This is a genomic window from Bacillus mycoides, assembly GCF_018742245.1.
Lineage (GTDB): Bacteria > Bacillota > Bacilli > Bacillales > Bacillaceae_G > Bacillus_A > Bacillus_A cereus_U.
Genome location: NZ_CP036132.1, coordinates 336,567 through 360,907, shown reverse-complemented (window position 1 = coordinate 360,907; position 24,341 = coordinate 336,567). Strand labels below are relative to the sequence as shown.

Below are 24,341 nucleotides of genomic sequence, written 5' to 3'. Positions count from 1 at the left end.
TATGCTCGCCTCCTTACAGACTTGCTTTTTTTGTATGATAGTCTGTTGCTTGCTCAAACGCATGTGCAACGCGGTAAATTGTCGCTTCATCGAAGTGTTTACCAATGATTTGTAAACCAAGTGGCATGTTGTTAGCACCGAATCCACATGGAACAGAAATCGCTGGAACACCCGCTAAGTTTACTGGAATTGTTAAAATGTCATTTGCATACATTGTCATTGGATCGTCCACTTTTTCGCCCACTTTAAATGCTGGAGTTGGCGTTGTTGGTCCAATAATAACATCGTAGTTAGCAAATACATTTTCAAAGTCATTTTTAATTAATGTACGTACTTGTTGTGCTTTTTTGTAATATGCATCATAGTAACCAGAGCTAAGAGCAAATGTACCAAGCATAATACGACGTTTTACTTCATCACCGAAGCCTTCGCTACGTGTGTTTTTGTAAAGATCTAATAAATTATTTACATTATCAGAACGAACACCGTAACGTACGCCATCAAAGCGTGAAAGGTTAGCAGATGCTTCAGAAGAAGATAATAAGTAATACGTTGCTAGAGCGTATTTAGAGTGCGGAAGAGATACTTCCTCCCAAGTTGCGCCCATACCTTCTAACACTTTTAAAGCAGCTAGTACTGACTCACGAGCTTCTTCGCCAACACCTTCGCCTAAGTATTCTTTCGGTACAGCAATACGTAAACCTTTAACATCGCCTGTTAAACCAGCTAAGTAGTTTCCTACTTCAACGTTTGCAGAAGTTGCATCCATACGGTCAATACCTGAAATAGCTTGTAATAAGTATGCATTGTCTTCTACTGTACGTGTAATCGGTCCGATTTGGTCAAGTGAAGATGCGAATGCTACTAATCCGTAACGAGATACGCGTCCGTAAGTTGGTTTTAAACCTACAACGCCGCAATATGCAGCTGGCTGACGGATAGAACCACCCGTATCAGAACCTAGAGAGAATAATACTTCTCCTGCTGCTACTGCTGCTGCAGAACCACCACTAGATCCGCCTGGAACGTAATCTAAGTTCCATGGATTTTTTGTAGCGTAGAAGCCTGAGTTTTCATTTGAAGAACCCATTGCGAACTCGTCCATATTTAATTTACCGATTGTAACTGTGTCAGCAGCTTTTAGCTTTTGTACAACTGTCGCATCGTAAATTGGATCGAAGTTTGCTAACATTTTGCTCGCACAAGTTGTACGAAGACCGTTAGTTACAATGTTATCTTTTACACCGATTGGCATACCGAATAATAAACCATTATCCTCAGCACCAATCTTTGCATCTAATTCTTTCGCTTTCGCGCGTGCATTTTCTTCATCTAATGTAAGAAAAGCTTTTACGTTATCTTCAACATCCGAAATACGTTTGTAAGATTCTTCTACTAAATCCGTAACGGAAATTTCTTTGTTGTTTAACTTCTTATGTAACTCTGATACAGAATGATCAAATAATGACATCGAAATTCCCTCCTCTATTCTAATACTGCTGGAACACGGATTTGATTATCTTTGTGATCCGGTGCATTTTTTAATACTTCTTCTACTGGTAAACCTTTTTCTGGCACATCTTCACGCATAACATTTTTCATAGTTAATACATGAGTTGTTGGTTTTACATCAGTTGTATCTAATTCATTTAACTGTTCTGCAAATGTAACAATTGCATCTAGTTGTTTTTGAAATTTTTCTGCTTCTTGATCAGTAATTGCAAGACGTGCTAAATGTGCTACGTGCTTTACATTCTCAACGGAAATTCTTGACACGGCTAGGCCACCTCCATAATATATCGTTCAATCTACAATACTATTGATGATACCAAATTTCCAGTACTTCAAGCAAGTCAACACACGGCACTTACGGCATTTTTACATAAAAAAAGAAAGGCAAGTGCCTTTCTTTACAATTTACTCTTTATCTAACGATTTATTTTTCGGAAATCTTTCATTATCTTCCTCATTATCACGAATTGTTTTTTGTAATACAAAACAAGACATCGTTAAAAATAATGTTCCTATTAAATAGTACCCTTTTACACTAAGCGTTTCATCTAACGTGTAAATCCCAATTAGCATTCCTGACAGCGCACAAACAAATGAAGTCCATGCTAAAAACGTGAACGCTTGCGTATTTCGTCTTCTCATCGTTCTCCCCCTCGTTAGCTGTACACCCATTATAGATAAATATATTTATCACAATGGATTTTTATGTAAATTTTCTTTTTTCTATTTATTAATCTATCACAAAAAATTGCTATTTTGAAGATAATTTTCTTTCTAATCTGAAAAAACAACCAAAAACATTGACATTTATTTCAATTTCACATAAAATAAAAACAAATATTACGAATCTCGAAATATACGGGAGTGGAAATAACTGTTGCAATATGAACATTTTTTAGACTTACTGCTAGATAACGCCAAGAAACTTTTCTATCCTGAAGAATGGGTAAGCCTTGATTTAACACTTTCCAAGACAGAAGTATTTTGTTTACTTTGGATGGAGCGAAATACAGATATTACAATGACAAAAATTGCTGACCTTCTTGATATACCGATGAGTACAACGACAGGCGTTGTAAATCGCCTTGTAAAAAAGGGATATATTGAACGCTACCGCGATGAAAGCGATCGACGTATTGTATTAATTCGTTTAACAGAAAACGGCGTAATGCTCGTTCAAGAAGTGAAACAAAATGCGGCCCATTACTTTAGCCTAGTGACGGAAGCATTGTCAGAAGAAGAAAAAGCATTCTTACTACAAATCTTCCAAAAGATTATGAATCACATCGCTACGTCACAGCAAAAAACAGAAGAGAAGGTTTCTACACCTAAAATGAAAAATATTCCGATTGAATAAAGCCCTAACTGGGTTTTTATTCAACTATTTACTTCGACACTCGTAATATTCGACATTCGAAACAAAGGGGATATTAATGATGAGAATTATTCTGTATACAGGTAAAGGCGGCGTAGGGAAAACTAGCATTTCAGCAGCAACAGCACTTCAAAGTGCAAAACAAGGATTAAAAACATTAGTAATGAGCACAGATCCTGCTCATAGTTTAGGAGATTCATTTGGTATAAAACTATCTTCTGAACCATTAGAAATTCGCGAAAACTTATGGGCACAAGAAATTAATACTATTTATGAAATGGAAAAAGGCTGGGGGAAATTGCAGAAATATATTACACTACTCTTCACTTCCAAAGCAGCCGATGATATCACAACAGAAGAATTAACGATGTTCCCTGGTATGGAAGATTTAATTAGCTTACTTCGAGTACTCGATTACTATAAACACAACACTTACGACGTCATCATTATTGATTGCGCACCGACTGGAGAAACTTTAGCAATGCTTAGCTTTCCAGACATGCTCGGCTGGTGGATGGAAAAACTCTTTCCTATTAAAAGAAAGGTTTTAAAAGTCGTCCGTCCTGTAGCACAACCACTTCTCGGCGTCCCTCTCCCAACAGACGATATTATGGACGAATTAACAAATACACTTGAGCAGCTCGGAGAAATGAGAGATATTTTATCAAACCGAGAGGTAACAAGCATTCGCGTTGTTGTAAATCCTGAAAAAATGGTCATTAAAGAAGCCCAGCGCAGCTTTACGTATTTAAACTTATACGATTATAACGTTGATGCCATTATGATTAACCGCGTCATCCCTAACACTGTCACCGATCCTTATTTTCAGGCATGGAAAGATACACAAAAGAAATATAAAACATTAATTCAAGATAGTTTTCAGCCACTTCCTATTTACGAAGCTCCGATGTTTGAACAAGAAGTTGTTGGTTTGTCTATGTTAGAACGTGTAGGAGACGCTTTATTTAAAACTGACCCTTGTCCTACTGAAGTGAAATTTAATGGTCGCACACAATATGTGAAAAAAGATGGCGATGAGTATATTTTCGTTCTATCCATTCCCTTCTCAAACAAAAATGAACTTTCATTAAATCAAAAAGGTGATGAGCTTATTATTCGAGCTGGTTCTGCGAAGCGAAATATCACATTGCCAAAAACATTAACGCACCTTTCTATTCAAGGAGCTAAGTTTGAAGATGATGTACTAAACATTCGGTTTGGAGGTGTAGTACATGCATGATGAACTACTAAGAAAGGTAATTCGTACAAAAATAAAAGTCGGTATGCGTGTATTAGAAGAGCTACCGAATCCGATTCAGCAATCAGCTAAGAAAATACTAAATATTTTGCAAGAGGAGCTCTCCTCTTATGCGGAAGAACAACCGCAACCTGAGAGTAATTTAAAAAGCATCATAATTGAATAACTATACCCTTGTAGAAAGCCTTTTCTTATAGGCTTTCTATCCCTTTATTGGAGCTGATGCAAATTGATGAAAACATCTTCTGCAAGACATGTTACTACTCGTACGATCTGGCTAATCCCCCTTCTATTCTTCTTTCATAACCTTGAAGAGGCTTTCCAAATGCCACAATATCTTGCTAATCAATTTTCGATCCATTTTATAACTAACAAACAATTTTTCATTGCAATTTCCATATTAACAACCTTCGTCTTAATCATAGTCATTCTATATCAATTAAGCATCATATCTTCTATTTACTTGATCATTTTTATACAGGGCTGTATCTTCTTTAACGCCGTTCAGCATATTATCTTGTATTTCATTTATCGTTCTTATAATCCCGGAGTAATCTCAGCATCTATCATTATCCTATTTTCTCTTTTCTTATTTTCATCAAAGAAACTATTAATCCCTAAAAAGAAATTAGCAAGTACACTCATTTTTAGTTTAATCTCTTATCCAATCATAATTTGGATTTCCTTATTATTAGCTAGCTGCTTTAATTAAAAAAGGACCAGGAAAACTCCTGGTCCATCACTCTACTTAACAAACATTGGATTCTATGTTATACAAAATTAGAAGGTACAGAATTAGGGTTTTGTTTGTTAAGTAGATTATATGTTGAACGAGCTAACAGCGGAGGGGTTCCTACTGTTAGTCGTTAAACCCAATAATTATTTTACGATTTTTTCAAGCTCATCAAGTGAAAGATCTACTGAAATTGAACCATCATTTGTTTCTTTCTTAATTGCATCTGTTACTTCTTTTGAATGATATAACTCAATTACTTTTTTCAGTGTTGGATCATTTTTATCTTTCGTACGAGCTGCAAAAATATTAATATAGGCCTTTGCATTTTCATTATTTGGATCCTCTAAGAAAATTGGATCCTTCGCCGGGTCTAATCCAGCCTGACCAGCAACACCGTTATTAATAACTGAAGCCGCTACATCTTTTAGCACACGAGGTGTTTGCTGTGCGATAACCGGTGTAATTTTTAACTTCTTCGGATTTTCAGCAATGCCGCTTGGATCTCCAAATAGACCGAAATCTTTCTTAAGCTTTAATAATCCAGCTGCATCAAGAAGTTTTAACGCACGCGCTTGGTTCGTTGGATCATTTGGAATAGCAATTTCTGAACCATCTGGGATTTCATTTGCTTTCTTATATTTTTCAGAGTATAAGCCCATCGGTGCAATTTGCGTTGTACCAACAGCTGTAATATCTAACTTATGCTCCTTTTTAAATTGCTCTAAGAAAGCAATGTGCTGGAATGAGTTTAGTTCAATATCTCCATCAGCTAACGCTTTGTTGGGCGTTGTGTAATCAGAGAACTCAACCAGTTTAATCTTAATCCCTTCTTTTTCAGCTTTTTTCTTTAAGATTTCCCAAGCGTCTCCATCCGTTCCAGTTACACCAACACGAACTACTTTCTCTTTCGCTCCTGCACCTGTGTCTCCACCTGAGCAGCCGCTTAATGCCGAAATCCCTACAATCGCTGATAATGCAAATGCTAAAATTTTCTTCATTTTCTTTTCCCCTCTTCCTTTTTATGATCTGCGTAAAAAGACTTTCGCAAAGTAATTCCCTAAATTTTGAGCTACCTGTACAAGAATAATAAGTAAAACGACCGTTACAAACATAACTGAGGTATCAAAGCGTTGATAACCGTATGTCATCGCTAAGTCACCAAGACCGCCACCACCGACAAGCCCAGCAACTGCAGAAAATTCAATTAAACCAACTGTCATAAACGTTACACCTAAGATTAATGGCGCTAACGCTTCTGGCACGAGGATTTCAAAAACAATTCTAAGTGGTGAAGCCCCCATTGCTTGTGCTGCTTCAATTACTCCTTTCGGAACAGAAACAAGATTTGTTTCAACCATTCTCGCAATACCAATTGAAGCAACTAACGTCATTGGGAAGATTGCTGCTGCCGTTCCAATTGTCGTTCCAATAACGCTTCTTGTTACCGGACTTAAAGCTACTAAAAAGATAATGAATGGAACCGGACGAATTGTATTAATTACGATATTAAGAATAGAAAAGACCCATTTATTTTCTAAAAAGTTTCCTTTTCTCGTTACGTATAAAAGTAAACCTAGAGGTATACCAAGAATTGTAGCAAATATAAGGGTTACAATTACCATTAAGAGGGTATCCCCCGTCGCATCTAATATGCGAGGCCAAAATATACTCCAATCAACTCGCATGTGCTTCTACCTCCTTCAGCTGCACTTGCAGTCTTAGATGTTGTAATGCTTTTTGAATTTCTTTCTGTTCACCTTCTAGTTCTACAAGAAGATTTCCAAATAGCACATTTTGGAGTTCAATAATATTTCCATAAAGAACATTTACATCGACGTTATAGTTTTTCGCAATATATGATAGTACAGGCTGCCCTGTCTCTTCACCAGTAAAAGTCAGGCGATAAATCTGACCCCCGTTTTGAATTTTCGCTAGAACACTTTCTGGTAAGTGATCATTAATAACAGAGCGTACAAAATTTTGAGTTGTCTTTGTTTTTGGTTGTGTGAAAACATCAAACAGTTTTCCTTCTTCAATTACTTTTCCTTTTTCCATAACAGCTACACGGTGACAAATTTCTTTCACAACGTGCATTTCATGTGTAATAAGTAGAATCGTTAAATTGTACTCTCTATTTACTTTCTTTAATAAATTTAAAATTTCTGTTGTTGTTTCCGGATCTAAAGCCGATGTTGCCTCATCACATATGAGAATATCTGGTGATGTCGCAAGAGCTCTTGCAATCCCAACACGTTGCTTTTGCCCACCTGATAACTGTTCTGGATAATAGTTCGCTTTATCTTCTAAACCAACAAATTTTAGTAGTTCATTCACTCTTTCTTTTATCTCATTCTTCGGCAATTTCGCTAACCTTAATGGATAAGCAATGTTCCCAAACACTGTTCTTGAATTAAATAGATTAAAACTTTGGAAAATCATTCCAATTCCTTGTCTTAGCTTTCTTAATTCTTTTGTTGTTAATGATGTAATATCTCTATCATCTATTGAAATCGTTCCCGCAGTTGGCCTTTCTAACATGTTTACTAGACGTAATAACGTACTCTTTCCAGCACCACTAAATCCAATAATGCCAAAAATTTCGCCTTTTTCAACTGACAACGTTACATCCTCCACGGCATGAACGGATTGTCCACCTGATTCATATACTTTACTTACATTATTAAAAGAAATCATTTTCTTCCCTCCTATATGCTGTAAAACTTGAAGTAGAGCTTTCGAGGTAAAATAAAAAGTGCTCTCCTTCTTATCACTTGTAAAAGATAAGAAGGAGAGCACTTTTATGTACTCGTTCACATCTTCTTATCTTCCAAGCCTACTTTAAGCTTGCTGGAATTAGCACGGTATTAAAAAACCCGTTGCTGAGGTATCGTAGGGCCAGTCCCTCCACCTCTCTGGATAAGAGTGTATCGATTTAATTGTCATTTAATTAATTCTCATTATAGAACTCAGAATAATAAGAGTCAATACATTTTTCAGAAAAAAATTAATTATTCCTCTATTAAAATTTTCAAATAAAAAATCACAATACAATAGTAATTTTTATAGTTATGTAAAATCCTCCTCACTCATACTTTTAAAAAGGAGAATCTTCGATACTAATTGAATAACAGTATTTGAATATGAATTCGGAGGAAGATAAATATATGAAAACAGCCCTTTTGCTCGTCGATATTCAAAATGATTATTTTCCAAATGGCAAGATGGAATTACGTAATCCAGTAGAAGCAAGTGAATATGCTAGTCAGCTACTACAACATTTTAGAATTAGAAACGAACCTATTTTTCATATCCAACATGTAGCTATAAAAGATAGCGCTACTTTTTTCCTACCCAATACAGAAGGTGTCCATATTCACGAAAATGTCCGTCCACTTAGAGAGGAATCCGTTATCCTTAAACATTCTCCAAATAGCTTCCGAGAAACTGATCTTCTAGAACGATTACAACGTTCAGGAATTGAGCACGTCGTAATCTGCGGGATGATGACCCATATGTGTATTGATGCTACGGTAAGGGCTGCTTTTGATTTTGGCCTTCACTGTACCGTAATACACGATGCTTGTGCTACAAAAGATCTTTCATTTAAGAATGCTACTATACCAGCTGTTTATATTCATAATACAATTTTGGCAAGTTTAAATGGAGTATACGCTAATATAATGAGTACAGAAGAGTTTTTAGCGACCTAAAAAAAACACTCCTTTCAGTGAGCAAAACCGAAAGGAGTGTTCTCTTGTCAAACCATAGATTTTCTTTCAAATTGTATTATACAGGAAATCCTCAAAATGAATACTAAAAAATATGACTAATAAGTCAATTTTTCTCGTTGTTTTGTTTCTATTTTCATGTTTATCCCGATATTAATAGGGTTTAGCTAGTTCCAAAGAATAAATAGTAATATTTAGTAATTATTTCTCGATTCAAATTAACTAGCTTCTATTATAAAGATTTTCTCAAAAAGAAGAGATCTTCACAGTATGTGAAGATCTCTTCTACTATTTCTTATAAAGTTTCAGAAGTAGTTTTTGCTTGCATGTGAAGTGCTAAGTAGTCAGGGCCACCAGCTTTAGAGTCTGTACCAGACATGTTAAAGCCACCGAATGGTTGGTAACCTACGATTGCACCAGTACATCCACGGTTGAAGTATAAGTTACCAACGTGGAAGTCTTCGCGTGCTTTTTCAATATGGTCACGGTTGTTAGTAACAACTGCTCCTGTTAAACCGTATTCTGTATTGTTTGCAATTGCAAGTGCATGATCAAAGTCTTTTGCTTTACAGAATGCTACTACTGGTCCGAAGATTTCTTCTTTCATTAAACGAGCATCTTCTGCAACGTCAGCAACGATTGTTGGTTGGATGAACCAGCCTTTAGAATCGTCTCCTTCGCCACCTGATACGATTTTACCTTCTTCTTTACCAATTGCAACATAGCTCATTACTTTATCGAATGCAGCTTGGTCATTAACAGGTCCCATGTTGATATCTTTTGCATCTGGGTTACCTACTGTTAATTCTTTTGTTAATTCAACAGCACGATTTAATACATGATCGTATACATCTTCATGGATTACTGCACGAGAACATGCAGAACATTTTTGTCCTGAGAATCCGAATGCTGATGCAACGATAGATTTAGCTGCTAATTCAAGATCTGCCTCTTTATCAACAACGATTGTATCTTTACCGCCCATTTCAGCGATAACACGTTTTAACCAAATTTGTCCTGGATTTACTTTTGCTGCACGTTCGTAAATACGAATACCTACATCGCGAGATCCAGTGAAGCTAACGAAACGTGTACGAGGGTGATCTACTAAGTAGTCACCAACTTCAGAACCATTACCTGGAACGAAGTTTACTACGCCAGCTGGTAAACCAGCTTCTTCTAATACTTCCATAAATTTCGCTGCTACTACAGGAGTTGTACTAGCTGGTTTTAGTAATACTGTGTTACCAGAAACCAAAGCAGCTGTTGTCATACCTGCCATAATTGCGAATGGGAAGTTCCAAGGAGAAATGATAACACCTACTCCTAATGGAATGTAAGAGAAACGATTATATTCAATTGGACGGCTTTCTACTGGCATACCGTCTTTTAATTTCAACATTTGACGAGCATAATATTCCATAAAATCGATTGCTTCTGCTGTATCAGCATCTGCCTCATTCCATGGTTTACCTGCTTCTTTTACAAGAATAGCAGAGAATTCATGTTTTCTACGACGAACGATTGCTGCAGCACGGAATAAAATGTCTGCACGCATTTCTGGTTTTGACTTTCTCCAAGTTTGGAATGTTGCATCCGCTACTTGCATTGCTTTTTCAGCTAATTCACGGCTTGCTTTTGAAACGCGACCAACAAGTTCCTCTTTATTTGCAGGGTTTACAGAAACAATTTTGTCTTCTGTAGTGATTTTTTCTCCCCCGATAATTAATGGATAGTCTTGTCCAAGATAAGATTCTACTTTCTTTAAACCCTCTTCAAACGCTAATTTGTTAGCCTCTACTGAAAAATCTGTAAATGGCTCATGTTTGTATGCTACTACCATCTTTTTAGCCTCCCCTTAGAAAAACGTTTACATTTTACAACATTATTCTACACGATAATTTAGATTTATTCAAATATTCCTAGACTTATATTTTAAAAATTAATAAATTTTTAAAATATAATAAAAAAAAGAGATTCATACATACGTATGAATCTACAAAATATGAGTATATTCCAAAACATTTTTCCCGATTAATAAAATAGTAACTAATAAAAATAAAGTCCTTACATATCCAACACCTTTTTGAACCGCAAACTTCGATCCAAAATAAGCACCTAAAATCATTGATAACCCCATAATAATACCGTATTCAAAATGAATCACATCTAAAAATAAAAAAGTAATTAAAGATACGATATTACTAACGAAGTTCAAAAGTTTTCCAGATGCTGCCGCTTGAATAAAATCCAAACCAATTAATAAAAATGCAAAAATTAAAAAGGATCCTGTCCCCGGTCCAAAAAAACCATCATAAAACCCTATCATTAAAATAACTAAGAAAAATATTAATGTTTTTCCTTTTGTCATCTTTTTATAGGTAGATGCACTTCCCCAATCTTTTTTTGCAATAATAAAAATAGCAATAAAAACCAACATTACGAGTACTAGTGGACGCAAAATATCAGGCGGAATAAACTTTACTACTAAAGCACCTGCGACTGCTCCAATAATAGTTAACGGGATTAACTTTCCTACAATCCGAAAATCCACCTTGCCTGATCGAATAAAATAAATTGTACTCGTAAGCGTCCCCATCGTTGCAGCTAATTTATTCGTTGCGATTGCCGAAGCTGGTGATAAACCAACAAACATAAGTGCAGGAAGCGAAATTAGCCCTCCCCCTCCAACAACCGAATCAATAAAAGCAGCTAAAAACCCGAATGCAATTAATAAAATAATGACTTGAAAGCTTAGTTCTTCCATGATTTTGCCCCTTACCCCTTTATTTATAACATTTAAAATTATAACAAAATTTTTCAGAAAAAAAAGCTGTTCCTTTATGGACAGCTCTCATCTTTAATCTAAAATTTTCACAAATGGTTCATCTTGCTTCGCTTCACGTATAATAATTGCTTCTGGACGTTCTACAGATTTAATTGTTACTTGTACTTTCATATAATTCGGGAAGTATTCCATAACAAGTCCAGCTACATATTGTGTAAAACCAATTACTTCAGCTTTCCCATTGAATTGGACAGGAATATCGAGCTTCATTTCTTTTAATTCATCATCTCTATACATTCCAGTACCGATAACAGCTGTATAATCACCTTGGAAATACTCACTTAACTTCGCTTTAAAGTTTGACACCCTTGCAAGGTCTTCACGTTTATTATCCGCTTTTGCTTGTTCAGACGGGAACAAATAATATTTCTCATTGATTGCTTTCCAATCCTCAACCGTTTCACTACCTTTTTCTACCTTAGCATAAGAAACAAAATTCCCTGGCACAAGTGAAGACTTTGGACCTTGACGATAAATTGCAAATGTTATCGGAACATTTTTTGTGTTAGCGTTTTTTTGATGCATGACTTTCAAGATTTCTTGTGCCATTCTTTTCCCTTCAGCTAACATTTTTTCATCTGGGATTGCAGCTTCACGTGGATACCCATGCTCTTCCTCATAATATTGAATAGAATTCATCGCTAATCCAATTACAATGCCATCAGGTTCAACATCGTTCCCACCTTTTTGTACGTAGTAATCATGCTCTAAAATATTTGAGATATACATTGGATTTTTTTTATTTTTCACTTCTAGTGACTCCGAACCTTCACTTAAGGCTGGATTCAGTCCGATATTCGGAAATTTAACTGCATCTTTTTTCAACTTATCCTCTAGCTCTTTTTGTTCAGCATCTGTACGCTTCCTTTTTACAAGCATTTGTATAGTTTGAGCATCTAGAACCTTTCCGCCTTTAAAGAAATAATCTTTCGTACTAAATGATTCTTTGGCAATGCGCATTAGTCCTGTTTCAAATTCATCTATATCTAGACGACTATTTAAACCTTGTACAACTAAACCACGTGCTTTACCTGGATCAAACGGAACCGTTGTCTTATAATATTCATCCGAAATGGAGTATTTCGGGATAACTGCTTGTTCTTTCGCTTTCCCCGATTTCTCAACTGCTTTTTCATCTTTATTGGAACCCATACTACACCCACTTACAAGTAGGCTAAGACTTAATACCGCTAACGCTATTTTTTTCATCGTAAGTTTGCACCTCTTACTTATTCAGCTCTTGTAAGAACCTCTCTTCATTCCAAACTTCAACATTGTGCTTCTCTGCTTGCACTAATTTCGAACCAGCAGCTTCACCAGCAACAACTAAATCCGTACTTTTACTAACACTTCCTGTTACTTTTCCACCTAATGCCTCAATCTTCTTCTTTGCTTCACTGCGTCCCATAACTTCTAATTTCCCTGTTAAGACGACAGTTTTTCCTGCAAAGTACGATTCAACATTTTGTAGATCAGTAACTTTTATACCTTTGTATGCCATGTTCACGCCATACTCTTTAAATTGTTGTAATAGCTCTAATACGTCTTCATTATCGAAATACGTTACAACGGATTGAGCCATTTTTTCACCAATCTCGTTAATTGTTTTTAGTTCTTCTTCCGTTGCTTTCACAAGCTCATCCATCGTTTCGAAATGCTCAGCAAATGTACGTGCGGCTTTCGCACCGACGTGGCGAATACCAAGACCGAATAATAATCGCTCTAATGAGTTTTCCTTAGAATTCTCAATTGCTTGTACTAAATTTGTTGCTGATTTTTCACCGAAACGTTCTAGTTGTAATAATTGCTCTTTCGTCAATGAATATAAATCAGCAAACGTACGAATATAATCCGCATCAAAGAGTTGTGTAATTACACGTTCTCCAAGTCCATCAATATTCATTGCATTTCTTGAAACGAAATGGATTAATCCTTCACGAATTTGAGCTGGACAAGTCGGATTTATACATCGAAGTGCTACTTCTTCTTCTAAACGAACAAGTTCACTCTCACATGCTGGACAATGCGTTGGCATATGATATTCTTCTTCCTCACCAGTACGCTTATCAAAAATAACGTTCACAACTTCAGGAATGATATCGCCAGCCTTTTTCACAACAACGTAGTCACCAATTCGAATATCCTTTTCACGAATTAAATCTTCGTTATGTAAAGAAGCACGACGAACGATAGTACCAGCCACTCTAACTGGCTCGAGCTCCGCAGTTGGTGTTACAACCCCTGTGCGGCCGACACTTAATTCAATCCCTGTTAATCTCGTCAAAACTTCTTCAGCTGGGAATTTATAAGCTATTGCCCATCTTGGACTCTTTGCTGTAGTTCCTAAGCTTTCTTGAATAGCAACATCGTCTACTTTTATAACGATTCCATCAATCTCATAATCAAGATGCGGACGTTTTTCTTGCCACTCTGCTACATACGTTATTACATCCTCAATTGTTTCACATGTACGACGATTTGGATTCGTCTTAAATCCAAGCTCACCTAAGAAATCCAGCGATTCACTGTGGGATGGAATTGTTTTTTCTTCTACATTAGCAAGACCATACACAAACATAGATAAGTTACGCTTCGCTGCAATTTTCGGATCAAGTTGGCGTATCGATCCTGCTGCCGCATTACGTGGATTCGCAAATACATCTTCACCATTTTGCTCTTTTTCCTCATTTAATTTAACGAATGAACGCTTCGGCATATAAGCCTCGCCTCGCGCTTCTAACGTTACTTCTTCATTTAATCGAAGTGGAATCGCTTTAATCGTTTTCAAGTTCTGGGTAATATCTTCACCCGTTACACCATCACCACGTGTTGCACCTTGAATAAAGCGTCCTTTTTCATAATGAAGTGAAACAGCAAGTCCGTCAATTTTTAATTCGCATATATATCTTACATTCGTATCATCAATTCCTTGACGTACTCTTCGGTCAAAATCACGCAAATCTCCTTCATTAAATGCGTTACCTAAACTTAACATCGGTGATTTATGCGTTACCTTTTCAAATATATCAAGTACAGCTCCCCCAACTCGAATAGAGGGGGAGTCTTCCGTTACAAATTCAGGGTTCTCTGCTTCTAATTTCATAAGCTCCTGCATATCACGGTCATATTCCGCATCAGAAACAGAAGGATTGTCTAATACGTGATATTGATAGTTAAATGTATTTAACAAATCACGCAGTTCTTCTATACGTTTTTTGGTTATCTCTTTTGACATATCCTCAGTCCTTTCCTATTGTTTCGTCACAGGTGCAAATTTTGCTAATAAACGTTTAACACCAATTGGGCTTGGGAACGCAATATCTAATTCCTTTGCATCACCTTCACCTTTCACACTTACAACTGTACCGACTCCCCATTTTTGGTGGGAAGCTTTATCGCCTACTGCCCATCCAATTTGCTCGCCACCTGTCGTCTTAACAGCCGGACGCACGAAAGCTGAGCGAGAACGTGTTGTCGTTGCGCTTGTCGTTCTTCCTTTTGCACCAAACGAAGTTTCACGCTTCGGTGCTGTTTCATTTAATGGTTCTACTAGTTCTGCCGGGATTTCTGTAATAAATCGGGATGCTGCATTCATACTTGTTCTACCAAATAAAGTACGCATTTGCGCATTGGATAAATATAATTCTTCCTCTGCACGAGTAATACCTACATAGGCAAGACGACGCTCTTCTTGCATTTCATCCTCTTCCATAAGAGAACGAGTATGCGGGAATATCCCTTCCTCTAAGCCAACAATAAAGACAACTGGGAACTCTAACCCTTTTGCTGAGTGCATAGTCATTAAAATAACTTCTTCACCAGCAGTTGGATCTTCATCTACACGATCAATATCAGCAACAAGAGCTAAGTCTGTTAAGAATGCAACAAGGCTCTTATCTTCGCTTTGAGATTCAAATGTTTGTGTAACAGATAAAAACTCGTCTAAGTTTTCTAAACGACCTTCTGCTTCTAAAGAACGCTCATTTTTCAGCATATCGCGATAGCCTGTCTTTTCAATAACTTCTTCTACTAATTCTGTAACAGATAAATACTCTTGCATATTTACCCAGTTGTGTAATAAACTTGCGAATTCTTTTACTGCTTTTGTTATTTTTGCACTTACACCAACATGCTCAATCTCATCAAATACAGCAGTTAATGAGATTCCGTTTTGCACACCATAATTAATAATTTTATCGATAGAAGTCGCACCAATCCCGCGCTTTGGCATGTTAATAATACGCGCGAAACTAATCTCATCATCTGGATTCCCAATTAAACGTAAGTACGCCAAAATGTCTTTAATCTCTTTACGATCATAGAACTTAGTACCGCCGACAATTTTGTAAGGGATATTAGATTTTAGGAAAATCTCCTCAATCATACGAGACTGGGCATTTGTACGATATAACACTGCAAAATCAGTATATTTTCGGTTCCCCATTTGAATATCGTCACGAATTTTTTTCGCAACAAAATACGCTTCGTCCTTTTCGGTTGCAGCACGATAATACGAGATTTTGCTTCCAATTTGATTGTCTGTCCATAATTTCTTCGGTTTACGGTTTGAATTTTTTTCAATTACGGCATTAGCTGCATTTAAAATATTTTGTGATGAACGATAGTTTTGTTCTAACAGAATAACTTGTGCATTCTCATAGTCTTTTTCGAATGACAAAATGTTAGAAATGTCAGCCCCGCGCCAGCGGTAAATAGACTGATCCGAATCACCAACAACACAAAGGTTTTTAAAACGTGATGCCAAATGTTTAACAAGAAGGTACTGGGCTTTGTTCGTATCTTGATACTCATCAACGTGAATATATTGGAACTTACGCTGATAGAACTCTAGTACTTCTGGAACACGTTCAAATAGCTGAATCGTCGTCATAATTAAATCATCAAAATCTAATGAGTTATTTTTCAAAAGACGTTTTTGATATTCTGTATATACATCGCTCGTTAATTTTTCATATGGATCAGCCATTGTAATTTTTTTTGCATATTTATCTGCAGATAACAGTTCATTTTTCGCATTACTAATACCCGCTAAAATAGAGCGCGGCTCAAACTTCTTCGGGTCAATATTGCGCTCCTTCATAATTTTCTTTACTACAGTTAACTGATCACCTGCATCTAAAATCGTGAAGTTACGATTAATCCCAATGCGGTCAATATCACGTCGTAAAATACGTACACACATAGAGTGGAACGTAGAAATCCAAATATCTTCTGCCTCTGGTCCAACAAGTTTATCAATACGCTCACGCATTTCACGAGCAGCTTTATTTGTAAATGTAATTGCTAGTACATTCCATGGCGCCACACCTTTTTCACCAAGTAAATACGCAATACGGTGTGTTAACACACGTGTTTTCCCACTACCTGCGCCTGCCATTAATAGAAGTGGTCCATTTGTTGTTTGTACTGCTTTTTGTTGCTGCGGATTTAAACCATTTAATAACCTATCTGTCGTACTCATATGCGCCTGCACCTACTCTCCTTTTACTGCTTTAACTGTTTTTAACGCAGCTTTTATATCATCATAAATAACATTTCCAACAACTACTGTATCAGCATACTGTGCCATTTCTTTCGCTTGTTCTGCATTTGAAATACCACCGCCATAATATAGCTTAGCTTGCTTCAATTCTGCTTTTACATTTTTAACAAGTTCAATATCTCCATACGTCCCGCTATATTCTAAATAGAATATAGGCAAATGTAATAACTTGTCTGCTAAACGTGCATATGCAATAACATCATCTTCTGTTAAATCACATTTTGCATCTGTAAGCTGGGCTACTTTCGCTTCTGGATTTAAAACACAATACCCTTCCATGAAAATCTCGTCCCAGTCCATAATATCCCCAAATTCTTTCAATGCCTCATGATGAACACCTGTTACCCATTCTACTTTTCGGCTATTTAAAACACTTGGGATGTAATAAAAATCAAATCCCGGTGTAATTGCTTCCAAATCAGAAACCTCTAACACACAAGGAACTGCATATCTACGAATGCTAACTAGCATGTGTAATACGTTATCAATTGTAACTCCATCACTTCCGCCGACAATAACAGCATCCGTTCCAGATTCACAAATCATTTCTAAATGTTCGTCACTTAACTCCTTATTTGGATCAAGCTTAAATACATGTTTCCATTTGGAAATATCGTACATGAAAACACCCTTTCTTTTCTCTAGTTATATCTATATTTCTGTTCAAAATAACAGTTAATTTTTATCAGGAGTTTTTAAATTCCTTGCTATATCTTTACCGGACTGGCGCATGCAACGATGAAATGCGATGGCTATCTTTACCGGACTTTTTGAACTTCCTTACTATATTTGTTCAAAAAGGAGGATATAGAGAGCCGAGCAGGTCGAGGCGCATTCGCCAGGAGGAACGGAATGTAGTTTTTCCTACATGAGTACCGGACTGGCGCATGCAACGATGAAATGCGACAGCTATCTTTACCGGACTTTTTGAACTTCCTTTTACGCATTCTTTCATTATAACAAAAAAAGCTACCTACACACACGCCTAATCCAACATCTTTTTCAACGTCAAATGTTGGATTACATATCAAAAAGCTTATACGGAATACTAACAAATGAAATAGTATTTCTATTTCGAAGTTCATCAAAAAGGAGTGTTTTTCTAATGAAGCAAAACATCGGCACAATTAGTGCTCTAATTCGAATTACACTCGGACTTATCCTCTTCGGTTGTAGTACAGCTAAACTCGTACGTAAACCTTGGTGCACTTGGTCTAAAGTTTTGCTATGGATTGGTGCCATGAAAATTGCGGAGGGAATCGTTCGTTTCTGCCCTATTGTTCAAGCCTGTAAGTTTGGAAAATATATGAATATGAGCGCATTTAAAATGCCTAGCATGAACTTTACTGAAAAAGGCCATAATAAAGAGGAAGTTAAGCAAGCTTCCAGTCATGACAAACCAAAGTCAAATGGAAGTTATGACACTTCTGACAAAGAGATTGAGTCAGCGATTGAAGAATTAATCCTGGCAAAACCGCTTTGAATCATTTGTCACGATGCAAGATGCTCTCAAAGAGACTTAGCTGCTGCAGTGGGCGGCTAAGTCTTCTTTATTTTATCACAAAACAGAACGTATATTCTTATCTTTTTGGAGTTTCATCCCTAAAACGTACATAAATCAATTAATAAAATTCAGAAAATTAGGTATAAAAACCTTGCATGTAATGATATAAAAGTGATATCATTTTTATATCAGGAGGCGATCATATGAAAGAAAAACAAGTATTTTATGTAAATGGTTTTCTCGGTATTATCGGGATTTTAATTTTAGCCGCTATCGGTGCATTTTGCCTTGTACAAGAAATTTTCATAGTAGCAGCATTAACTATTATTTTAGCCGCGGTTCTCGCGACAGGTATTGGTATCGTTCAACCCAACCAAGCAAAAGTAATTACGTTTTTCGGTAGTTATTTAGGAACAATTCGTCAAAATGGTTTATTTTTAACAATTCCATTCGCGTTTCGTCAAACTGTATCTTTACGTGTAGAAAACTTTAACAGTAAAAAATTAAAAGTAAACGATGTTGAGGGAAATCCAATTGAAATTGCAGCTGTTATCGTATATAAAGTTGTTGATTCTGCAAAAGCAATGTTTGGTGTTGAGCATTACGATCGATTCGTAGAAATTCAAAGTGAAACAGCAATTCGCCACGTTGCTACAAAATATCCTTATGATAATTTCCAAGATGAAACTTGTATCACGTTACGAGGAAATACTGAAGAAATCTCTGAAGAATTAAAGCGTGAGTTAGAAGCACGCCTTGAAATCGCTGGCGTAGAAGTATTAGAAACTCGTTTAACACATTTAGCTTACGCAACAGAAATTGCCCATGCAATGCTCCAACGTCAACAAGCAAAAGCAGTATTAGCTGCTAGAAAAGAGATTGTTGAAGGTGCTGTGAAGATGGCGAAAGATTCAATCCATATGTTAGATGAAGAAGGCGTACTGGAACTCGATGACGAGCGTAAAGCAAATATGGTGAACAATTTATTAGTTGCCATCGTTTCAGATAAAGGTGCGCAACCAGTTATTAATACAGGAAGCCTATACTAAAGGTTGTAAGTGATTATGGCCAAAAAGAAAAGCTTTCCATTACGTATTGATCCTGAATTACACGCAGTCATCGAAAAATGGGCGAATGATGAGTTTCGTAGCGTCAATGCACACATCGAGTATTTACTTCGAGAAATGGCAAAGCAAAAAGGGAAATTAAAAAAAGATAAAGATGCATAAAAATCCCGCTGAGAAATCAGCGGGATTTTTTATACATTAGCTTCTCGTCATCTCATGACCAATTGCACGATATCCTATATCACTTCGGTAAAATAAACCATCGCTCTCAATTTTACCGATTTCTTTATAGACCTTATCTTTCGCTTCTTGTAAACTATTCGCCTTACAAGCAACAAATAATACACGGCCACCGTTTGTTACAAAGTCACCATGTTTCATCGCTGTACCCGCATGGAAAACAATCACATCTTGCAGTGCATCTAATCCGTTAATAATTTCACCTTTTTTATATGCTTCTGGATATCCTTTCGAAGCAAGTACGACACCAATAACTGCTTCCTTTGACCATTGTAACGTTAATTCACTTTCATCTAATACAGCGTTACATACATCAACTAAATCATTTTCTAAGCGTGGTAATACAACTTCCGTTTCAGGATCACCAAAGCGTGCATTGAACTCAATTACCTTTGGACCATCATTCGTTAAAATAAGCCCCGCATATAAAATTCCTGTAAACGAACGATTTTCTTGGATCATCGCTTTAGCAGTTGGATGTAATACTGTTTGAATCGCTTCTTGAACCGCTGACTCCGGAATTTGCGGTACTGAAGAATATGCGCCCATTCCGCCTGTATTAGGACCTTTATCACCGTCAAAAGCTCGTTTATGATCTTGAGCAATTACCATCGGATGTACAGTTGTTCCATTTACAAATGCCATTAATGAAAACTCTTGTCCATCTAAAAACTCTTCAATAACGACCTTCTTGCTTGCTGCGCCGAATTTCACATCTTGTAGCATTTCTTTCACAGCTTGCAATGCCTCTTCAAGCGTCATTGCTACCGTTACACCTTTACCAGCAGCTAACCCATCTGCCTTAATTACGATCGGCGCACCAACTTTTTGAATGTACTTTACTGCCTCTTCATAGTCTGTAAAAGTTTCATATGCCGCAGTTGGAATATCATACTTTTTCATCAATTCTTTTGTAAAAGCTTTACTACCTTCAATAACAGCAGCCGCTTTATTAGGCCCAAATACACGAAGTCCCTCTTCCTTAAAACGATCAACGATCCCATTCATAAGTGGAATTTCTGGTCCAACGAAAGTTAAGCCTACATTATTCTCTTTTGCAAATAAGACTAGTGCATCAAAATCATTCTCATCAATATCAACTGGTGTTGCAACATCTCGCATACCTTCATTACCTGGCGCTACATATACTTTTTCTACCTTTTCAGATTGTGCAAACTTCCAAGCTAAAGCATGCTCACGTCCACCGCGGCCGATTACTAAAACATTCATATTTCATCCCCCAATAATTAAATAAGTACAAACTAGAAGCTATGCTCCTAGTTTGTTATTTCTAAAATTACTCTATTAATGTTTAAAATGACGTACGCCAGTGAACACCATCGTAATCCCATACGCGTCTGCCATTTTAATAGAATCTTCATCACGAATCGATCCGCCTGGTTGAATGATCGCTGTAATTCCAGCTTTTGCTGCTTCTTCTACTGTATCTGGCATTGGGAAGAAAGCATCAGATGCAAGTGCGCTACCTTGTGCTTTTTCGCCAGCTTGTGTAATTGCGATTTTTGCAGAACCTACACGGTTCATCTGTCCCGCGCCTACACCAACTGTCATGTTATCATTCGCTAAAACAATTGCATTTGATTTCACATGTTTTACAACTTTCCAAGCTAGCTTTAAATCTTTCCATTCTTGTTCTGATGGTTCACGTTTCGTTGGAATTGAAATTGCACTTTCATCTAATGATAACGTATCTTCCTCTTGAACAAGAAGACCACCTTGTACAGAAGTTAGCTTTTTGCTTGCAGTCGTTGCCTTTTCAATATTTACAGTTAGTATGCGCAAGTTTTTCTTACTTTGCAACACGTCTAAAGCTTCTTGTGAAAACGAAGGTGCAATAATAATTTCTAAGAAAATTTCATGTAACTTTTCAGCTGTAGCTTTATCAATTTCACGATTTGCTGCAATAATACCGCCGAAGATTGATACTGGATCCGCTTCATAAGCACGTGTGTATGCTTCATGAATATCCGTGCCTACCCCAACGCCACATGGATTCATATGTTTTACCGCTACTACTGCCGGTTCTGTAAATTCTTTCACGATGCTAAGCGCTGCATCCGCATCGTTGATATTGTTGTAAGATAATTCTTTACCGTGCAATTGTTCTGCATATGCAACAGAAGAAGTTGCTGCGAATGGCGCTTTATAGAACGTTGCTTTTTGATGTGGATTTTCGCCATAGCGTAAATCTTGTTTTTTCTCAAATGTCACCGTTAATGTTTCTGGGCTTTCTTCGCCCATTTGCTCTGTTAAGTAGTTAGAAATTAACGCATCATATGCCGCTGTATGACGGAATACTTTCGCTGCTAATTTACGTTTCGTGTCCTCTGTTACTTCACCATTCTCTTTCAGTTCTGCTAATACAACATCATAATCTACTGGATCTACAATTACCGATACAAATTTATGATTTTTCGCAGCAGAGCGAATCATTGTTGGGCCACCGATATCAATATTTTCAATTGCATCAGCAAATGTTACATCAGGCTTAGCGATTGTTTCTTTAAATGGGTATAAGTTAACAACAACAAAGTCAATTGGTTGAATACCTAATTCATTCATTTGCGCTACATGCGTTTCATTATCACGAACTGCTAATAGACCACCATGAATATTTGGATGTAATGTTTTTACACGGCCATCCATAATTTCCGGGAAACCAGTTACTTCAGAAATACCAATTACTTGTAAGCCGTTTTCTTCTAATAATTTTTTCGTACCACCTGTTGAAATAACTTCAATCCCTTGTTCAAGTAAACCTTTAACAAATTCTACTACTCCTGTTTTATCTGAAACACTTACTAATGCACGCTTTTTCATTTATCCTTCACCCCTGGTTGTATGTTAGTTAACAGTTGTTTTTTTCACAGACTGAACAATTTGATTCACTGTATTTACGTATAATTTATGTTCAACTTGTTGAATTTTCTTTTGTAAGCTTTCTCTCGTATCCCCTTCAGAAACAACTACTGCTTCTTGCGCAATAATTGGACCTGTATCCATACCTGCATCTACATAATGAATCGTTACTCCAGTTACTTTCACACCCGCTTCTAACGCTTGACCAACAGCATCTTTACCTGGGAAACTCGGTAGTAATGATGGATGAATGTTAATAATCTTCCCGCCGTACGCTTCTAGTAAAGTTGGCCCAATTAAACGCATATATCCAGCTAAAATAACATAATCAATTTCATACTCTTCTAGCTTCTTTAATATCTCTTTTTCAAATGATTCTTTTGAATCATATGCTTTCGCTGAAAAAGCGAAACACGGAACATGATGATAATGTGCCCGTCCAATAACGCGCGCCTCTGGTTTATCACATACTAATAAACTAATATCTGCATCCAATCTTTTTTCTTCTACCGCATTAACGAGAGATTGAAAGTTAGATCCGCTTCCAGAAGCAAAAACTGCTAATCTACTCATAGTGCTGTGCCCCCATTGAAGGTAACGCCAGCCCCTTGTACAGTACGTCCAATAATACGAGCTGTTTCTCCTTGCTCTTCAAGAAGACGAACAATATCTTTTGCATCTTCTTCCTTCACCGCTACTACCATACCAATACCCATGTTAAAAATATTGAACATTTCTTTCTCTTCTAGTTTCCCAACTTCTTGAAGTAAACTGAAGATCGGCTGAATTTCCCAAGCTCCTAGTTCAATTTCCGCACCGATTCCTTCTGGCAACATACGTGGAATATTTTCAATGAATCCGCCACCTGTAATATGCGCCATACCGTATACTTCATGTTTTTTCAATAGTTCTAAAATAGGTTTGACATAAATTTTCGTTGGTTTTAATAACTCCTCACCAAGAGGTAGTTCTAAGCGTCCATAAATACGATCTAAAGATAGTTCTCCATCTTCTAGTAACACTTTTCGTACTAAAGAGTAACCATTACTATGAATACCGCTAGATGCTAAGCCAATTAATACGTGACCAGCTTCAATCTTTTCACCCGTTACAATTTTCTTTTTATCAACAATCCCAACTGTAAAACCAGCTAAATCGTATTCTTCCGTAGAATACATACCTGGCATTTCAGCTGTTTCTCCACCAATTAATGCACAACCAGCTTGGCGACAGCCCTCTGATATACCTTTGACGATGTTTTCAATTTTACTAGGTTCAGCTTTACCACAAGCAATATAATCAAGGAAGAAAAGCGGCTCTGCCCCTTGGACAACAATATCATTTACACACATTGCTACTGCATCAATACCAATAGTGTCATGTTTATCTGCCATAAAAGCGAGCATCAATTTCGTTCCCACGCCATCTGTTCCAGATACTAATACAGGTTCTTCTAATGCAAATTTTGATAGATCAAACATACCCCCAAAACCGCCTAAACCGCCTAGTACTTCTTTTCTCATTGTTGTTTGTACGTGTTTTTTCATGCGAGATACCGCTTCATATCCAGCTTCAATATCTACTCCTGCTTGCTTATATGCATTCGCCATCGTTATTTACACCTCGTCTT

At 36.9% G+C, this 24,341-nt stretch carries 24 protein-coding genes and 1 riboswitch; of the genes, 8 read left to right on the top strand and 16 right to left on the bottom strand.

What is annotated here, in order from left to right; translation table 11 throughout:
* Positions 1-13: 13 nt before the first annotated feature.
* The 3 genes from gatA to EXW56_RS01890 all read right to left on the bottom strand — a co-directional run bounded on the left by gatA (position 14) and on the right by EXW56_RS01890 (position 2,154).
* Positions 14-1,471 (bottom strand): Asp-tRNA(Asn)/Glu-tRNA(Gln) amidotransferase subunit GatA, encoded by a 1,458-nt coding sequence (gene gatA / locus EXW56_RS01900; RefSeq protein WP_002113505.1) that lies wholly within the window; start codon positions 1,469-1,471, stop codon positions 14-16.
* A 14-nt stretch (positions 1,472-1,485) separates the two neighbouring features.
* Positions 1,486-1,776, bottom strand: coding sequence for an Asp-tRNA(Asn)/Glu-tRNA(Gln) amidotransferase subunit GatC (gatC, locus tag EXW56_RS01895; protein ID WP_000086999.1), 291 nt, complete (start codon positions 1,774-1,776; stop codon positions 1,486-1,488).
* A 141-nt stretch (positions 1,777-1,917) separates the two neighbouring features.
* Positions 1,918-2,154, bottom strand: coding sequence for a YiaA/YiaB family inner membrane protein (locus EXW56_RS01890; protein ID WP_002029490.1), 237 nt, complete (start codon positions 2,152-2,154; stop codon positions 1,918-1,920).
* 232 nt (positions 2,155-2,386) lie between these two features.
* Between EXW56_RS01890 and EXW56_RS01885 the strand changes: the two genes are divergently transcribed.
* The 4 genes from EXW56_RS01885 to EXW56_RS01870 all read left to right on the top strand — a co-directional run bounded on the left by EXW56_RS01885 (position 2,387) and on the right by EXW56_RS01870 (position 4,857).
* Positions 2,387-2,869, top strand: coding sequence for a MarR family winged helix-turn-helix transcriptional regulator (locus tag EXW56_RS01885; protein WP_002113502.1), 483 nt, complete (start codon positions 2,387-2,389; stop codon positions 2,867-2,869).
* Positions 2,870-2,945: 76 nt separating this feature from the next.
* Positions 2,946-4,127: an ArsA family ATPase gene (locus EXW56_RS01880; RefSeq protein ID WP_215597145.1), complete on the top strand. Its 1,182-nt coding sequence runs from the start codon at positions 2,946-2,948 to the stop codon at positions 4,125-4,127.
* Entirely contained in the window at positions 4,120-4,311 is a 192-nt protein-coding gene (locus tag EXW56_RS01875) for a DUF3926 domain-containing protein (protein WP_098988283.1), read from the top strand. The genes EXW56_RS01880 and EXW56_RS01875 overlap by 8 nt, the downstream gene beginning before the upstream one ends.
* A 63-nt stretch (positions 4,312-4,374) precedes the next feature.
* Positions 4,375-4,857, top strand: a complete 483-nt coding sequence (locus tag EXW56_RS01870; protein ID WP_002201960.1) for an HXXEE domain-containing protein — start codon at positions 4,375-4,377, stop codon at positions 4,855-4,857.
* Positions 4,858-5,024: 167 nt separating this feature from the next.
* Here EXW56_RS01870 and EXW56_RS01865 read toward each other — a convergent pair whose 3' ends face one another.
* Genes EXW56_RS01865 through EXW56_RS01855 form a run of 3 tightly spaced genes read right to left on the bottom strand, consistent with a single transcriptional unit; the run spans position 5,025 to position 7,575 of the window.
* Complete coding sequence (locus EXW56_RS01865) at positions 5,025-5,879, bottom strand: MetQ/NlpA family ABC transporter substrate-binding protein (RefSeq protein WP_002201961.1); 855 nt, start codon at positions 5,877-5,879, stop codon at positions 5,025-5,027.
* 21 nt (positions 5,880-5,900) lie between these two features.
* Positions 5,901-6,566: a methionine ABC transporter permease gene (locus tag EXW56_RS01860; protein ID WP_070127852.1), complete on the bottom strand. Its 666-nt coding sequence runs from the start codon at positions 6,564-6,566 to the stop codon at positions 5,901-5,903.
* Positions 6,556-7,575: a methionine ABC transporter ATP-binding protein gene (locus EXW56_RS01855; protein ID WP_215597144.1), complete on the bottom strand. Its 1,020-nt coding sequence runs from the start codon at positions 7,573-7,575 to the stop codon at positions 6,556-6,558. Before EXW56_RS01855 ends, EXW56_RS01860 begins: the two co-directional genes overlap by 11 nt.
* 123 nt (positions 7,576-7,698) lie before the next feature.
* Positions 7,699-7,804, bottom strand: a riboswitch (SAM riboswitch).
* 241 nt (positions 7,805-8,045) lie between these two features.
* Between EXW56_RS01855 and EXW56_RS01850 the strand changes: the two genes are divergently transcribed.
* Positions 8,046-8,591 carry a cysteine hydrolase family protein gene (locus tag EXW56_RS01850; protein ID WP_215597143.1) on the top strand — a complete coding sequence of 182 codons (546 nt, stop codon included), beginning with the start codon at positions 8,046-8,048 and terminating at the stop codon, positions 8,589-8,591.
* 313 nt (positions 8,592-8,904) lie between these two features.
* Here the strand turns inward: EXW56_RS01850 and pruA are convergent, their stop codons facing one another.
* The 6 genes from pruA to EXW56_RS01820 form a co-directional block, all read right to left on the bottom strand.
* Positions 8,905-10,452 carry an L-glutamate gamma-semialdehyde dehydrogenase gene (gene pruA / locus EXW56_RS01845; RefSeq protein WP_002159489.1) on the bottom strand — a complete coding sequence of 516 codons (1,548 nt, stop codon included), beginning with the start codon at positions 10,450-10,452 and terminating at the stop codon, positions 8,905-8,907.
* 153 nt (positions 10,453-10,605) lie between these two features.
* Positions 10,606-11,376, bottom strand: coding sequence for a TSUP family transporter (locus EXW56_RS01840; RefSeq protein ID WP_002159490.1), 771 nt, complete (start codon positions 11,374-11,376; stop codon positions 10,606-10,608).
* A 93-nt stretch (positions 11,377-11,469) separates the two neighbouring features.
* The gene (locus tag EXW56_RS01835) at positions 11,470-12,666 is read right to left on the bottom strand and encodes a CamS family sex pheromone protein (protein WP_002201965.1); all 1,197 of its coding nucleotides are present in this window, start codon (positions 12,664-12,666) and stop codon (positions 11,470-11,472) included.
* Between the two features lie 16 nt (positions 12,667-12,682).
* Positions 12,683-14,692 (bottom strand): NAD-dependent DNA ligase LigA, encoded by a 2,010-nt coding sequence (gene ligA / locus EXW56_RS01830; protein WP_002201966.1) that lies wholly within the window; start codon positions 14,690-14,692, stop codon positions 12,683-12,685.
* A 15-nt stretch (positions 14,693-14,707) separates the two neighbouring features.
* Positions 14,708-16,939, bottom strand: coding sequence for a DNA helicase PcrA (gene pcrA, locus EXW56_RS01825; protein WP_002113486.1), 2,232 nt, complete (start codon positions 16,937-16,939; stop codon positions 14,708-14,710).
* A 12-nt stretch (positions 16,940-16,951) separates the two neighbouring features.
* Positions 16,952-17,641: a heptaprenylglyceryl phosphate synthase gene (locus EXW56_RS01820; RefSeq protein ID WP_002113485.1), complete on the bottom strand. Its 690-nt coding sequence runs from the start codon at positions 17,639-17,641 to the stop codon at positions 16,952-16,954.
* 484 nt (positions 17,642-18,125) lie between these two features.
* Here EXW56_RS01820 and EXW56_RS01815 point away from each other — a divergent pair, with 484 nt between their 5' ends.
* From EXW56_RS01815 to EXW56_RS01805, 3 genes are all read left to right on the top strand, one after another.
* Positions 18,126-18,503 carry a YgaP family membrane protein gene (locus EXW56_RS01815; RefSeq protein WP_002201967.1) on the top strand — a complete coding sequence of 126 codons (378 nt, stop codon included), beginning with the start codon at positions 18,126-18,128 and terminating at the stop codon, positions 18,501-18,503.
* A 224-nt stretch (positions 18,504-18,727) separates the two neighbouring features.
* Positions 18,728-19,573 carry an SPFH domain-containing protein gene (locus tag EXW56_RS01810; protein WP_002113483.1) on the top strand — a complete coding sequence of 282 codons (846 nt, stop codon included), beginning with the start codon at positions 18,728-18,730 and terminating at the stop codon, positions 19,571-19,573.
* 15 nt (positions 19,574-19,588) lie between these two features.
* Positions 19,589-19,753 carry a type II toxin-antitoxin system antitoxin gene (locus EXW56_RS01805; RefSeq protein WP_001085171.1) on the top strand — a complete coding sequence of 55 codons (165 nt, stop codon included), beginning with the start codon at positions 19,589-19,591 and terminating at the stop codon, positions 19,751-19,753.
* 36 nt (positions 19,754-19,789) lie between these two features.
* Here EXW56_RS01805 and purD read toward each other — a convergent pair whose 3' ends face one another.
* From purD to purM, 4 genes are all read right to left on the bottom strand, one after another.
* Positions 19,790-21,061, bottom strand: coding sequence for a phosphoribosylamine--glycine ligase (purD, locus tag EXW56_RS01800; RefSeq protein ID WP_098988281.1), 1,272 nt, complete (start codon positions 21,059-21,061; stop codon positions 19,790-19,792).
* A gap of 75 nt (positions 21,062-21,136) precedes the next feature.
* A complete protein-coding gene (purH, locus tag EXW56_RS01795) occupies positions 21,137-22,672 on the bottom strand; it encodes a bifunctional phosphoribosylaminoimidazolecarboxamide formyltransferase/IMP cyclohydrolase (RefSeq protein ID WP_002113481.1) in 1,536 nt (511 codons plus the stop codon).
* Between the two features lie 24 nt (positions 22,673-22,696).
* On the bottom strand, positions 22,697-23,284 hold the full coding sequence (gene purN / locus EXW56_RS01790) for a phosphoribosylglycinamide formyltransferase (protein ID WP_002201969.1): 588 nt from the start codon (positions 23,282-23,284) through the stop codon (positions 22,697-22,699).
* Positions 23,281-24,321 (bottom strand): phosphoribosylformylglycinamidine cyclo-ligase, encoded by a 1,041-nt coding sequence (gene purM, locus EXW56_RS01785; RefSeq protein WP_002063551.1) that lies wholly within the window; start codon positions 24,319-24,321, stop codon positions 23,281-23,283. Before purM ends, purN begins: the two co-directional genes overlap by 4 nt.
* Positions 24,322-24,341 lie beyond the last annotated feature (20 nt).